This window comes from Nocardia sp. NPDC049149 (genome assembly GCF_043197455.1).
Lineage (GTDB): Bacteria > Actinomycetota > Actinomycetes > Mycobacteriales > Mycobacteriaceae > Nocardia.
Genome location: NZ_JBICTD010000009.1, coordinates 1 through 13,815, shown reverse-complemented (window position 1 = coordinate 13,815; position 13,815 = coordinate 1). Strand labels below are relative to the sequence as shown.

The window sequence follows — 13,815 nt, the reverse complement described above, 5'->3', positions numbered from 1 at the left end:
CGAGGCAAAGCCGTGAGCTGGGACATCGCCGCCATGAGCGCGGTCGCCTGCCTGGGCACGAACCCGCCCGAGATCTACCGCGCCCTCTGCGCGGGCCACACCGGTGTCGCGCCGTTGCGTGCCTTCGACGCGACCAAATACCGGGTGCGGCACGCCTACGAGATCGATGACCGCGCCGAGCCGGGCCGCGACGAACCGTTCCGCGCCACCCGGTGGCTGGTGCGCGTGGTGGACGACGCGCTGCGCGAGGCCGGGCTGAGTGCACAGGCCGCCGACATCCCGGTGCTGGTCGGCACGACGCTGCGTGAGTTGCGCTCCAGCGAATTGTGGTGGCGCGACGGCACTTCGCTCACACCCGCCGATCTGCACTTCGCCAGGGCGCTGCACGAGCGCCTCGGCGTGCGCAGGACCGAAACCGTGGCAAGCGCGTGCGCCGCGGCCCTGTATGCGCTGGGGATGGCCACCGACCTGATCGAGTCGGGCGTTACCGACACGGTCGTCGTCGCGGCGACCGATGCCATCACCGAGAGTTCGTTCGGCGGGCTTGATCGGGTGCAATCCCCTGCACCGCAGGAGATCCGGCCGTTCGACGTGGACCGGCGCGGCATGGTGATGGGGGAGGGGGCGGTCGCGGTCGTGCTGCGTGCCCGCGGCGTGCACACCGGTCCGGTGCACGGTGTGCTGCGCGGTGTCGAAATGAACTGCGACGCCGCCCATCCGACCGTGCCCGAGCCTGCGTCGGTGGCGCGGGCGATCCGGAACGCACACCACCGCAGCGGGATCCGTGCCGCGGAAGTGGACTTCGTGATCGTGCACGGCAGCGGCACCACCCACAACGATCTCGCCGAATCGCAGGCGTTGCGCGACGTGTTCGCCGAGACCCCGCCGGGACCGTGGATCACCTCGATCAAAGGCGGTGTCGGGCACACCTGTGGCGGTTCCGGATTGCTGAGCCTGGTGACCGCCGTTCAGGCCTTGCGGCACGGCGCGGTGCCGCCGATGCACGGCCTGCACCGGCCCATGCCGGAGGCGGACGGCCTGCGCCTGGTCGCGGGCGCGCCCGCCACCGGCCCGCTGCGCATCGCTCAGATCAACGCGATCGGACTCGGCGGCATCAACGCCGTCGCGATGGTGGCGGCATGAGGACCGGCGCGGTGATCACCGGAACAGGCTGGGCCGTCGCCGGATTCACGGGTGTCGCCGACCTGCTCACGCCGGGTTCGGTGGCAGGCGTGGCGTTCGATCCGGACCGCGATATCACCGGGCGCGGGCTGCGGCACAAGGATCGCGCGTCGCGTTTGGCACTGGGCGCCGCCGAGCGGGCGTTGCGCGCGTCGGGTTTGCTCGGGACAGATCTCGGCGCCGCGGCGGTCGTCGTGAGCAGCAACTTCGGCAACTTGGACACGGTGTGCGACTTCGTCGACACCATCGGTGTCGGCACGGTCACCGAGATCAGCCCGATCCGCGTGCCGCACATGTCGAGCAACGTGACCGCCTGCTGGGTGGCGCTCGCCCATGGTCTGCGTGGCCCCAACCTCACGCTCTGCAGCGGAACGCCGAGCGGCCTCGACGCGGTCGCCTGGGCACGCACCCTGATCGCGGCTGGACGCACCGACATCGCCGTTGTCGTCGGTGTCGAGCCGGACACCGCACCGGTTGCCCGGCTGCACAAGGAAACCGGCGCCGACCGCTGGCTCGACGGCGCGGTGGCACTGGTGGTGGAATCCGCCGATCACGCCGAAGCCAGAGGCGCCGTCGCACAGGCCGCGATCCGCGGCTACGGCCGTTCGACGGACCCGGATTCGGCGATAGCCGCCGCACTCGCGGGCAGCAGGACCGAGATCGGCCTGCGACTCGGCACCGGATCGGCTGCGCCAACTCGTGCCGGATTCGAGGATGGGCCGCAGCTCGGGACCGGAGCCAGCCTGCGGTTCGGCGCTGGAACGACCGCTGCCGACCCGCGCACGCTCGATCTGACCGCGCTCCTCGGTCGGTGTTCGGGCGCACTCGGAGTGCTGCAGTGTGCGGTCGGCGCGGAGTACCTGGCCGGGCAGCCGCAGAGCGAGCTCGGCGTGCTTGCCGTCGCCGGTGGTCCCGACGACGAGGGCGAGGCGGGCGCGGCGGCCGCAGTGTTGTTGGAAAAGCCTGGTGCGGCAACGGAGTCCGGTGATGACCGAGCGTGCTGAACCGAACAGCGTCGTTGTCACCGGACTCGGCGTGATTTCCAGCCTGGGCAGTGGACAGGCCGCCTACTGGCAGGGCTTGCTCGCTGGTGGTGCGGCACCGCGCGAGGTGCCACTGCCGCACTTGAACATGCGTGCCACCCGGATGTACTTGACCCCGGACGCCGTAGTGCCCGCCGAGCCCGATCGGCTCGGCGCGGTGCCACTCGGCCGCGGGCCGCGGATGGCGGTCAACGCCGCGCGCGAGGCGCTGGCCGACGCCGGGGTCACCGCCGCGCAATGTCGGGAGCTGCCCGTGGTCATGGCGGTCGAGATGGGTAACGCCGATGCCCACGAGGTGGCCAGGGGAGCGGACGGTGCGGGCGGCATCGCTTGGAGCCCGTTGTCCGTCATCGCCGCCGCCGTCGGCGCCGCAATCGGTTCGCGCGCGGGCAATCTCAGCGTCGGCAACGCCTGTGCCGCCGGTGGCTATGCGCTCACGACCGCGCTGGACATGATTCGCGCAGGCGAGACCGAGCGGGTCCTGGTCGGTGGCGGCGAAAGCTTCACCAGAATCGGGATGGCCGGCTTCGATCGGCTCGGCGCTGCGGATCCGGTGCGCTGCAGGCCCTTCGACAAGCAGCGGGCAGGCACCATGTTCGGCGACGGCGCGGCCATGGTGGTGCTGGAGTCGGCCGAATCCGCGCGCCGCCGCGGCGCCGCGGCGTATGCGGAATTCGCAGGCGCCGCATGGAGTTGCGACGGCCATCACCTGACCGCGCCGGACCCGGACGGGCGGCAGACCGTGCGCGCGATGACCGATGCGCTGACCGCGGCCGGGCGGAAAGCCGACGACATCGCCTGTGTCATCCCGCACGGCACCGGCACCCCGGTCAACGACGTGCTGGAGAGCCGGGCACTGCGTCGGACCTTCGGTGCGAACACCGACCGGCTGCCGCTGCTGTCGTTGAAGGCGATGATCGGTCACACCTCCGCGGCGGCAGGCATTTTCGGTTGTCTGACCGCAGCGTTGATCCTGCGCCACGCCCGCGTGCCTGCCAACGCCCCTATCAACCAGGACCCCGACTGCGATGTTTGGCTGCCGAGCACCGATCCGGTGCCGCTGGCCGGCGACGCGGTCTTGATCAACACCTACGCGTTCGGCGGCACAAACGCCTCGTTCGTGCTCTGCGGGGCGGGGCGCCGATGAGCACCGCCACCCTCGCTGTCACCGCGTGCGGCATCGTCGCACCGGGCGTGGCCGGCCCCGCCGCCGCGCTGCGGCCTGCGCCCGAGCCTGGTGCGGACTGGTTCGATCCGGCGACCGCGCTGCCGGGGCGCGGCTACAAGAAGGTCCCCGAGGCCGGGCAGTACCTGCTGGCCGCCGCACGGGCCGCGCTCGCTGCCGACGCGGGTGCGGCGGTGACGGCAACGGACCCGGATCGGGTCGGCATCGTGGTCGGCACCAACAACGCGGGCGCCGAAACGCTGGAGGCCATGGACCGCACCATCATCGACGGCGCGGCCGAGGAGCTGTCGCCCGCGCGCACGCCGTACATGGCAATGAGCCTGTTCGTCAGCAGGCTCTCGATGGAGCATCGGGTCAACGGTCTGAGCTTGACCGTCAACTCGCCTGCCACCGCAGGGATCGACGCCATCGGGGTCGCGGCGCGCGCATTGGCCGTCGGCCGGGCGGCGGTGCTCTTGGTCGGCGCGGTGGAAGCGCCTCCGCCACGGCACCGGTTCGCCGGGTCCGCCGATTGCGGTGCGGCGCTGCTGATCTGCGAGTCCGCCGACGTGGCGGCCGCGCGCGGCGCCCGCGTGCACGGCTACTGCTCGGCCCGCTCGGCCTTCCTCGATCCGTCGGCGCCCGATGCCGCGCCAGTGCTCGAACAGCTACTCGGCGAAGCACTTTCCGGGCCCGACGCGGTCACGGTGGACGCGGTGCTGGACGACTCCCCGGTCGGCGTCGCGGTCGCGCAGTGGCTGTCCGCGCATGTCGGCGCCGACCTGCTCACGCTCACCCACACCGTCGCCGATGCAGGCTGCCTCACCCCGATCCGGCTGCTCGTCGGCCGCCTCGCCGCCCCGACTGCGCCGCGACGGCGGCTGGTCCTCACCGCTGCCGTGCACGGCAACCTCGCGCTGGCAGATCTCACCACCGAACCCGGCCGTCACGATCCGAAATTAGTTATCACGCAGTAATTCTCGAAAGGGCAACACGCATGTTGGATCATCCGGACAACGAACTCGATCGCGCCGAGCTCCGTGCCTTCGTCGCCGACGAGCTCGAGTTCGCCGCCGACGAGATCACCGACACCGCCGAATTCGCCGCCGACCTCGGCGTCGACTCGCTCTCGGCGATGGAGCTGATCGTGGTGCTGCAGAAGAAGTATCGGGTGAAGCTGCGCGAGGACGAACTGCCGGAGGTACTGAGTCTCGGCGTGCTCTACGACCTCATCGCGGACAAGCTACGCGCGGCGGTGCGGTGACCGTGACCGACACCGCGGCGCGGCCGGTGGCCGTGGTCAGCGGCGGCTCGCGCGGCATCGGCCGCGCCGTCGTCGAGCGCCTCGCCGCCGACGGATTCGATGTCGCCTTCTGCTACCGCACCCGGCCGGACGCCGCGGCGGAGGTGGTTGCCGCCGCGGAGCAGGCAGGGGCCAGAGTGCTTGCGTACAAAGCAGATATCGCGGAACCGGGCGAAGCGCGGGCGCTGCTCACGGCCGCCGAGGACGAACTCGGCGACGTGTCCACCGTGGTCGCCTGCGCGGGCATCGTGCGGGATCGACCGCTGACCCGGATGAGCGACGCGGACTGGACCGACGTGCTGCACACGAATCTGGACGGCACGTTCCAGCTGTGCCGGGCCGCAGCCATGGCATTGATGCGGCACGGTGACGCGGCGATCGTCACGATGTCCTCGGTCGCCGGCGTGTACGGCCATGCGACACAGGCCAATTACGCCGCCTCGAAGGCGGGCATCATCGGGTTCACCTTGTCACTGGCCAGGGAGCTCGGCCGGTTCGGCGTGCGCGCGAATGTGGTCGCGCCCGGCCTGATCGACACCGACATGACCGCCGAGGTGGCCGCGCCTGCGCGCGCCGGGTTGTTGGAGCGAATCACGCTGCGCCGCGACGGCACTCCCGCCGAGGTCGCGGATCTCGTGTCGTTCCTGGTGTCGCCGCAGGCTCGCTACATCACCGGGCAGGTCATCGGCATCGACGGCGGGCTGGTGCTCTGATGGCCGGTATCCGCCTCGGCCTGACCTTGCGCCCGTTCGGCCTTCGTGGCCGCCCGGATCATGTGCGCCAGGCCGCGCTGGCCAGACTCGCCGAACACCTGGGGTATTCGGTGCTGTGGACCGCGGAGGAGACCGGTTCGGACGCGGCGACCCTGCTGGCCTGGCTGGCCGCCCAGACCCGCACGATCGAATTGGGCACCGCCGCAATGCAGATGCCCGGCCGCACCCCGGCACTCACCGCGATGACCGCGGCAACGCTGGACGCGGTGTCGGGCGGCCGCCTCCGCCTCGGTCTCGGCATGTCGGGTCCGCAGGTCGTCGAAGGCTGGCACGGGCAGCCGTTCACCGAACCGCTTGCGCGGACCCGCGAATACGTCGATGTGGTCCGCGCCGCGCTGCGCTCGAGCGGCAAACACCTTGTTTACCAAGGGAAATACCATCAGCTGCCGATTCAGGGCGGGCCGGGCAAGCCGCTCGGGCTCGGCATGCGGCCGGTGCGCGAGCAGGTGCCGATCTATCTGGCCGCCGTCGGCCCCCGCAATCTGGAGCTGGCCGGCGAGATCGCCGACGGCTGGTTGTCGGTGCTGTTCGAACCGGAATCGGCGGACGTGTCGCTGGCCAGGCTGCGTGCGGGCCGCCGCGGCGACCTGACCGGCTTCGACGTGGCGGTGAGCGTGCCTGCGCTGGCAGGCGACGACCTCGCCGCCTGTCGGGACACAGCGCGCGTGTACACCGCGCATCTGTTGGGCGGCATGGGCAGTCGCACGCACAACTTCTACAACCGGCAGGCCGTGCGAATGGGCTACGGCGCGGCCGCGGCCGAGGTGCAGCAGCACTACCTGGCCGGGCGGCTGCGGTCGGCGGTCGCCGCTGTTCCGGATCGGCTGGTGGACCGCACTGCTCTGCTCGGCTCGGTGGATCGGATCGCCGACCGGCTGTCCGCCTACGCTGCGGCCGAGGTCGGCACGGTGTCGGTGATCGTGTCGACCCGTGATCTCGCCGCGGCGACCGCGACCGTGCGCGTCGTGGCGCAGGCGCTGAACAAGTCCGGTCTCGGGAGGTGAGCCGCGCATGTACGACGTGATCGTGGTCGGGGCCAGGTGTGCGGGCGCGCCTGCGGCAATGCTGTTGGCGCGCAGGGGCTACCGGGTGCTGCTGCTGGAACGGGCGCGATTCCCCGCCGACACGGTGTCCACCCTCTACATCCATCAGCCCGGTGTCGCGCTGCTGGACCGCTGGGGTTTGCACGAGCCGCTGGCCGCGACCGGCTGTCCGTCGATCACCTCCGCGCTGCACCAGGTCGGCGACATCCGCATCGAGGGCTGGGGCCTGCCGGTGGCGGGCATCGACGTCGCCTACGCGCCGCGTCGTACCGTGCTCGATCCGTTGCTCGCCGATGCCGCCGCGGCGGCGGGCGCCACGTTCCGGGACGGGTGCTCGGTGTCCGGGCTGGTCACCGAGCATGGCCGGGTGGCAGGCGTCCGACTCGGCCGGGATGCCACGGTGGTCCGCGCGCCGCTGGTCGTCGGCGCGGACGGCATGCGCTCGCTGGTCGCCGCAGCGGCCGGTGCGGAGACAGTGCTGGAACAGCCGCGAAAGACCTGTATCTACTACGGTTTCTGGGCAGGCGTGCCTGCCCGGTTCGAGGCATACGGTGCGGCAGGGCGCTGGGTGTGCTGCGCGCCGACCCACGACGGCCGCACCCTGGTCGGCGTCTACTTTCCGCAGGACGAGTTCCCACAGCTCCGCGGCCGAGCCGAGCACGCGTACCGGGATGCGATCGCCGCCACCGCACCCGACCTGCATCGACGACTGCTGTCCGGTCGGCAGGCTGGCAAGCTCTACGGCCATGGCACGCAACGGAATTTCTTCCGGCAGTCGACCGGTCCGGGGTGGGTACTCCTGGGTGATGCTGCGCACCACAAGGATTCGATCAGCGGCGACGGCATCACCGACGCCTTCTGTCAGGCGCAGCTGCTGGCCGACAGTCTCGACGGCCTCGGTCCACGCGGGCTCGCGGACCCGGCCGCACTCGACGCCGCGCTGCACCGCTACGCGGTCGCCCAGCAAGCCTTGCTGCTGCCGCGCTTCCAGGCGACGATGGTCAGCACCCGCCTCGCACCGCACCGCCGCCTCGGCGCGCTCGCCATGATCGCCGCCGATCCCGTGCGCACCACCCGATACTTCACCGGCGTCGCCGGTGTCGACCATGTCATCGAATCCCTCGTCAATCCTCTGAGTCCGAGCGACAGCGATGTCCTCGCGACTGTCGGGAAGGAAGTACCCACGTGACCACCTCTGATTTCGGCGTTGTGTTTCCCGGTCAGGGAAACAAGCACGAACTGGTGGAAGAGGCGCTGTTGCGCCACCGCACCCACCCGCTGGTGCAGCAGTTGTTCGCTACCTTCGGCGCGCTGGAGGTGGACGACCTCGACCTCTTCGACACCGCGGTCGCGCAGCCGGTGACCTATGCACTCGGCATCGCCGCGGTGGACACGCAGCTCGGCGCGGGCACCCGGCTACCGCTGGTGTTCGGGCACAGTCTCGGCGAGCTCACCGCGGCCGCCTGCGCCGGAATCATCGACGTGCACACGGGCTTTCAGCTCGCCCTGAAACGGGGCAGGCTGTGCCGCGATCGCAACGGTCGCACGCAGGGGGCGATGGTCGCGGTGGTGGCGACCTCGTTCCACGAGATCGAGTGGCTGCGCAGATGGGTACTGGCGCAGCACCCCGGAGTTTTGGAAATCGCGGGCTTCAACAGCAGGCGGCAAGCCGTGGTGTCGGGTGATGCTCCGCTGGTGGCGAAGTTCGTCGAGCTGGCCGACGAGGAGGGCTTGCGCACCGAGCCGCTCCCGATCGACGGCGCGTTCCACAGCCCACGGATGGTTGTGGTGCTGCCTGCGTGGCGACGGGCGGTGCAGGCCGCGGAGTTCCGGACCGGCCACTCGCCGTTCCTGTCCACGGTCGATGCCCGCCCGCACACCGATCCGGACGAGATCCGTGAGCTGCTGATCCGGGCGATGCTGATGCCGGTGCGCTGGAGCGAAACCGTCGCGGCGGCACGCGAATTCGGCATCGCCGGACTGCTCGATGCTGGGCCGGGGCAGACACTGCTCACGCTGGCCAAGCGCGATCCGATCGTGCCGATGGCGGCGCTGGCCGACCATCAGCCCGATCATGCGCCGCGCGCGGCGTTTCCGGACGGACCGATCCCGGAGCCGGTCACCGGACGAGGATGAACGGCACCAGGTCGGCGAGCGGACTGGCGTAGCCGCGGTCGAATTCCTTCTGGAACACCGGCTCCGGCAGATCGTCGTGGCATTTGGCTTCTGCGTAGTCGTATACCGCCCGCCACTCCCGTGAGCCGCCGAACCAGCCGCGGCCCATGGCATCCCAGCATTGATGGGCGGCGCCGAGAGCGCGCGCGGCACTGCGTGATTGGCCGAGATCGACCAGCGTCCGCGCCAGCTGTTCGAAACCGGCGGCCAGGCCGACCATGTCGCGGAACCGGTGTTTGAAGATCAGCGTCTCGAGGACGAGCGCCAGGGCCTGCTCCAGATTGCCGAGTGCGTAGGTGGCCCAGGACAGCACATACAGCCCGTAGGAGTGGATCCATTCGTCCTCGACGGCGGCGCACAATTGCAGCGCGTGCCGCAGGTGCTCGATGGCGGTGTGCGGGTCGTCGGTCATGACATACGCCATCGCCAACTGGATGCCGCACAGCGCCGAAAGGCTTGGGTCGCCGCCGTATTCCCGGTAGCGGGTGAAGGCCTGCACCAGTGTGGCTTTCGCGGTGGCGACCTCGTTGCCGATCAGGTCGCCGGATCCGCGGATGTGCAGGATGTGGGTGAGCGTCAGCTGGTCGTCGAGGGTGGTGGCGAGCTGCCAGGCCTCGTCCAGTTTGTCGCGCGCCTGGATCTGGTCGCCCTGCAGGAAATCGATTCTGGCACTGACCCACAACGCGGTGGCCCGCGCGGGCGACGGCTCGTCGGATGCGGCCAGGGCGACATTGAGCCAGTGCTGGCCCTCAGCCGTGTAATCGCAACCCGCCCACAGCAGATGGAGCCCGGCGGCCAGTCGTTGCGCGGCCTCGGTCTGGCCGGGGGAGGTGATGCAGTGATCGAAGGCAGCGCGCAGATTGGCCAGCTCGGTGCGGATTCGGTTCAGCCGGTCCAGCTGGCCCGGCCCGAACCAGGATCGCTGCGTGGTCTCGACCACCTGCAGGTAATAGTCGCGGTGCCGGTTCAGGAAGCGGATGTCCTGGCCGGACTTCCGCAGGTGCTGCCTGCCGTAATCGCTGACGCTCTCCAGCATGCGGAAACGGACGCCGATCGGATGCGTCTCCCTGGCGAAAATGGACTTGTCGACCAAGTTCGCCATCAGCGCGGTGAAGTCGGCGGCGCCGAGAGTCTCATCGCGGCAGACGGTTTCGGCGGCGGTCAGGTCGAAGGTGCCGCGGAATATCGACAGCCGCGCCCACAGGGTCTGCTCCTCGGGCGAACACAGGTCGAAACTCCAGTCGATGGTGGCGCGCAGGGTGTGGTGCCGCTTGGGTGCGCTGCGATGTCCGGAGGCCAGGGCCTGGAAGCGATCGGTGAGCCTGCGCAGCAGATCATCGAGCGACAGCACCCGCAGTTGGACCGCGGCCAGCTCGATGGCCAGTGGAATACCCTCCAGCCTGCGACAGATCTGGATGGCGAGCTCGGGGTCGCGCATTTCCGGCGAGGCCAGCTCACCCACCGTGGCCGCCGCACGGTCCCAGAACAATTCGACCGCGGGGTTGTGTTCGGTCGCGGGCGGACACGCGAGCGGCGGCACCGCCAGAATGCGTTCGCCCTGCAGGGTCAGCGCCTGTCGGCTGGTGACGAGGATCCGCAGGTGCGGCAGGCTGCGCAGCAGGGTGTCGACGAGGTCGGCGCAGGCATCGACCATGCGCTCGCAGTTGTCGAGGAGCAGCAGCGCATCGGCGCCGACCAGTCTGCTGATCAACTGTTCCAGCAGGGTCGGCGCCGTGCGATCTCGAATGTCGAAGATTTCCAGCACCTGATGGATGAGCAGGTCCGGCTGATCGAGCAGGGACAGGTCGAGATACCAGATGCCGCCGGGGAAGCTGTCGGCGACCTGGCGGGTGGATTCGATGGCCAGCCTGCTCTTTCCGACGCCGCCGACGCCGGTGAGCGTGACCAGATGCGACGCGTTGAGCAGGCCGACCAGGGTCGACACCTCACCGTCGCGTCCGATGAAATTCGTCGGAGGGACGGGGACGATGTTGCCGAGCCGGCGTGCCGGTCCGGCGGGCGGCGGCGCTTCCTGGGGGTGGATGGTCGGGAGCAGCTCGCGGGGCCCGACCGACTCGCCGTTGAGGATCGCGGTCTGCAGGCGTTGCAACTCGTAGCCGGGTTCTATCCCGAGTTCCTCGGTGAGAATCGTGCGCGCGCGTTGATAGGCGGACAGCGCTTCGGCCCGTCTGCCCGCGCAGGCGAGCGTGGTGACGAGCAGCCCCCAGAAACGTTCCTGAAAAGGGGAGTCGGCGACGAATTGCTCCAACTCGCTCACGATGGCTTCGTGATCGCCGAGCAGTATCTTCGCCTGGAACTTCGTTTCCAGCATTCCGGTTCTGATCTCGGTGAGGCGGGCGAATTCGGCCCGTGCCCATTCACTGGGACGCACGTCGGACAGCGGATCGCCGCGCCACATTTCCAATCCGCCCGAGATGGCGTTGACCGCAGCCGCCGGATTTCCCGACGTAAGGATATTGCGCGCCGACCGCGCTGTTCTCTCGAAGAGGAGCGCATCGGAGTCGATATTCTCGGGCAGCGCAAAGCCGGCGCCATCGGTCGCGACCAGTCCGCCGAATCCCGCGGACGACAGTTGTGCGCGCAGCCTGGTGAGGTGGCTGCGCAAGGTGTTCGGCGCGGTGCGCGGCGGGCTGTCGTCCCACAGCGCTCGGATCATAGCCTGTCGAGTGATAGGTTCACCCGGTTGAATTCCTAAGCGCGCCATCAATGTTCGAGGAACGCTGCCCTGCAGGCTGATCGGCCCGTTCGGTCCGTCCACCTGTACCGAGCCCAGCAATCGGACGATGCGCCGTCCTTCCGCTTCGATCTGCGGCGCGTCATCGTTGGGCTGTCCCACCGGATCCGACCCCCTGGAGCAACTCGAAGCTTTCCCCATGATAATTTCTATCACGGTCTGGACAAGACGTTAGTTCAAGGGGATCTTGAATGCCTAGTCGGCGTAAAAAAACTTCGTAGATTTCAGAAGTGCACGATGGATCATTCGTGGTTCACGGCGCGATCATCGATGTATCAGTCTGAGTCACTGAGACACTCGATGTGTCATCGATAGGCCGTGCGCATTGCCTTTAGTTGAATTCTTCACTTGGTTCGGTGTCGCCGCAACTGGTTCGCCAAAGCGACTATTTGGTTTGTAATGCGGTCGAATCTCGGCCGAAGGTATTAGCTTGCGCGACTTGGCAACCGCGTCTGCCAGATGTTCGAGCTGGTAAGCGGTCGTTTCCCAATCGAGGCACGCGTCGGTGACGGACTGACCGTACGTGAGATCGGCGGCCCGGCCCAGCACGAGATCCTGGCGGCCCGCGACGAGGAAGCTCTCCAGCATCACCCCGACCACGCCGCGATCACCCGCGGCGATGCGGTCGGCGACATCGGTTACCACGTCCGCCTGGCGGGTGTGAGTTTTGTTCGAGTTGCCGTGGCTCGCGTCGATCACCACCCGCTGCGGGAGCGCCGACTTCTCCAGTCGGATGCGGGTTTCCGCGACGGACGCCGTGTCGTAGTTGGGGCCGGTGGCACCGCCGCGCAAGATCACGTGACAGTCGGCGTTGCCGGTGCTCCGGACCAGGACGGTGCGACCGTCGAGGTCGGTGCCGGGGAAGACATGGCTGGCACCGGCCGCGCGCACGCCGTCGACGGCCACCTGCACGTCGCCGTCGGTGCCGTTCTTGATGCCGACCGGCATGGGCAGCGCACTGGCGAGTTGCCTGTGCACCTGGCTCGCGGCGGTGCGGGCGCCAATTGCGCCGTAGGACACCAGATCTGCGAGGTAGTGCGTGGTGAACGGGTCGAGGAATTCGCAGGCGATCGGTAAGCCGAGTGCGGTGATGTCGACCAGCATCGCGCGGCCCAACCGCAGGCCGGCGTCGATATCGCAGCTGCCGTCCAGTCGCGGATCGTTGATCAGGCCCTTCCAGCCGAGTGCGGTGCGCGGCTTCTCGAAATAGACGCGCATCACCACATGCAGGTGCTCGGACAGCTCGTCGGCCGCGGCGGCCAGGCGGCGGGCGTAGTCGAGCGCCGCCGCGGGATCGTGGATCGAACAGGGCCCGACCACCACCATGAGGCGATCGTCGGCGCGGTTCAGCACGTCCACCGTCGCCCGGCGTCCGGCGCGGATGATGGCGGCGTGCGAGTCGTCGATCGGATGCGCGCGCCGCACCTCGGCAGGGGAGACCAACGGTGACGTGCTCGTCGTGCGCTGTTCGGCCAGGTCGGCGGGGTCGTCATAGCAGGGCTGCGGCAGGAGGTCGGCAACGATCGCCATCGTCGGCACCCTTCTCATCAGGTTTGTCGAACGGCATCCGACCGCGGCCCGTGGGGCGGACAGATGTCCTTCCACCCCGGAATGGGGCTCCCGGGCAAGATCTTCCGGAGCGCGAAACAGATACGACCCGGATTCGACGCCAGGCATGCGCGCTGTATCCACCGGCGCGGAGATCGACTCTTTCTCACGTCCAGCCTGCACCGCCACAGCCGCCAGACCGGTGGCTCGGCCGCCTGACTCAGTGGAGCGAAACCATGACGACCACAACGGAATCCGGTTCTCCCTCGTCCGACCTCGGCACCGACGACAGCACCCGCGCCGCCAACCGCGAGATCGTGGCGACCTACATGGCCTGCCGCGGGCAAGACCGGCTGCGCAGGCATCTGCTCTTCACCGAGGACGGCATCGGCGGGTTGTGGACCACCGAGACCGGCGAGCCGATCGTCATCACCGGACGCGATCGCCTCGGCGAACACGCCGTCTGGTCGCTGCAATGCTTCCCCGACTGGGCATGGACCGAGGTGGAGATCTTCGATACCCAAGACCCGAACCGGTTCTGGGTCGAATGCCGCGGCGAAGGCGCGATCATCTTCCCCGGCTACGAGCGCGGGCACTATGTGAATCACTTCATTCATTCCTTCCAGTTCGAGAACGGCCTGATCAAGGCGCAGCGCGAATTCATGAACCCGTGCATGCAGTTTCGGGCGCTCGGCATCGACGTGCCCGTGATCCGCCGCGAGGGCATCCCCACCTAGGGCGTGTTTCGAAGTCCGCTGGTGGTGGCTGCGCGTAGCGGCGCCACCACCAGCGTTTTCGGTGGAAGCTGTTGCCCGCGTTGGCATATGA

General features: G+C 69.0%; 12 protein-coding genes. 10 read left to right on the top strand and 2 right to left on the bottom strand.

The features are described 5' to 3' along the window. Window positions 1-12 precede the first annotated feature (12 nt). From ACGFNJ_RS31810 to ACGFNJ_RS31770, 9 genes are read left to right on the top strand one after another with little or no spacing between them, the layout of a single operon-like run. Window positions 13-1,143, top strand: coding sequence for a beta-ketoacyl synthase N-terminal-like domain-containing protein (locus ACGFNJ_RS31810; protein ID WP_393456564.1), 1,131 nt, complete (start codon window positions 13-15; stop codon window positions 1,141-1,143). After that, complete coding sequence (locus tag ACGFNJ_RS31805) at window positions 1,140-2,186, top strand: beta-ketoacyl synthase N-terminal-like domain-containing protein (RefSeq protein WP_393456561.1); 1,047 nt, start codon at window positions 1,140-1,142, stop codon at window positions 2,184-2,186. The genes ACGFNJ_RS31810 and ACGFNJ_RS31805 overlap by 4 nt, the downstream gene beginning before the upstream one ends. Further along, window positions 2,170-3,372 carry a beta-ketoacyl synthase N-terminal-like domain-containing protein gene (locus ACGFNJ_RS31800; RefSeq protein ID WP_393456558.1) on the top strand — a complete coding sequence of 401 codons (1,203 nt, stop codon included), beginning with the start codon at window positions 2,170-2,172 and terminating at the stop codon, window positions 3,370-3,372. The genes ACGFNJ_RS31805 and ACGFNJ_RS31800 overlap by 17 nt, the downstream gene beginning before the upstream one ends. Next, a complete protein-coding gene (locus ACGFNJ_RS31795; protein WP_393456555.1) occupies window positions 3,369-4,367 on the top strand; it encodes a beta-ketoacyl synthase N-terminal-like domain-containing protein in 999 nt (332 codons plus the stop codon). The genes ACGFNJ_RS31800 and ACGFNJ_RS31795 overlap by 4 nt, the downstream gene beginning before the upstream one ends. A 20-nt stretch (window positions 4,368-4,387) precedes the next feature. Beyond that, a complete protein-coding gene (locus ACGFNJ_RS31790; protein WP_393456552.1) occupies window positions 4,388-4,654 on the top strand; it encodes an acyl carrier protein in 267 nt (88 codons plus the stop codon). 2 nt (window positions 4,655-4,656) lie between these two features. Continuing rightward, the gene (gene fabG / locus ACGFNJ_RS31785; RefSeq protein ID WP_393456549.1) at window positions 4,657-5,406 is read left to right on the top strand and encodes a 3-oxoacyl-ACP reductase FabG; all 750 of its coding nucleotides are present in this window, start codon (window positions 4,657-4,659) and stop codon (window positions 5,404-5,406) included. After that, window positions 5,406-6,470 carry an LLM class F420-dependent oxidoreductase gene (locus ACGFNJ_RS31780; RefSeq protein ID WP_393456546.1) on the top strand — a complete coding sequence of 355 codons (1,065 nt, stop codon included), beginning with the start codon at window positions 5,406-5,408 and terminating at the stop codon, window positions 6,468-6,470. Before fabG ends, ACGFNJ_RS31780 begins: the two co-directional genes overlap by 1 nt. A 7-nt stretch (window positions 6,471-6,477) precedes the next feature. Continuing rightward, window positions 6,478-7,698, top strand: a complete 1,221-nt coding sequence (locus tag ACGFNJ_RS31775; protein ID WP_393456543.1) for an NAD(P)/FAD-dependent oxidoreductase — start codon at window positions 6,478-6,480, stop codon at window positions 7,696-7,698. Further along, a complete protein-coding gene (locus ACGFNJ_RS31770; RefSeq protein WP_393456540.1) occupies window positions 7,695-8,645 on the top strand; it encodes an ACP S-malonyltransferase in 951 nt (316 codons plus the stop codon). Before ACGFNJ_RS31775 ends, ACGFNJ_RS31770 begins: the two co-directional genes overlap by 4 nt. Here the strand turns inward: ACGFNJ_RS31770 and ACGFNJ_RS31765 are convergent. Together ACGFNJ_RS31765 and ACGFNJ_RS31760 are read right to left on the bottom strand one after the other, a co-directional pair. Continuing rightward, a complete protein-coding gene (locus ACGFNJ_RS31765; RefSeq protein WP_393456537.1) occupies window positions 8,629-11,361 on the bottom strand; it encodes an ATP-binding protein in 2,733 nt (910 codons plus the stop codon). The genes ACGFNJ_RS31770 and ACGFNJ_RS31765 overlap by 17 nt on opposite strands. Before the next feature lie 363 nt (window positions 11,362-11,724). Further along, the gene (locus ACGFNJ_RS31760; protein ID WP_393456534.1) at window positions 11,725-12,969 is read right to left on the bottom strand and encodes a 3-deoxy-7-phosphoheptulonate synthase; all 1,245 of its coding nucleotides are present in this window, start codon (window positions 12,967-12,969) and stop codon (window positions 11,725-11,727) included. A gap of 254 nt (window positions 12,970-13,223) precedes the next feature. Between ACGFNJ_RS31760 and ACGFNJ_RS31755 the strand changes: the two genes are divergently transcribed. Continuing rightward, complete coding sequence (locus tag ACGFNJ_RS31755) at window positions 13,224-13,724, top strand: PhzA/PhzB family protein (protein WP_393456531.1); 501 nt, start codon at window positions 13,224-13,226, stop codon at window positions 13,722-13,724. The last annotated feature ends 91 nt before the right edge of the window (window positions 13,725-13,815 follow it).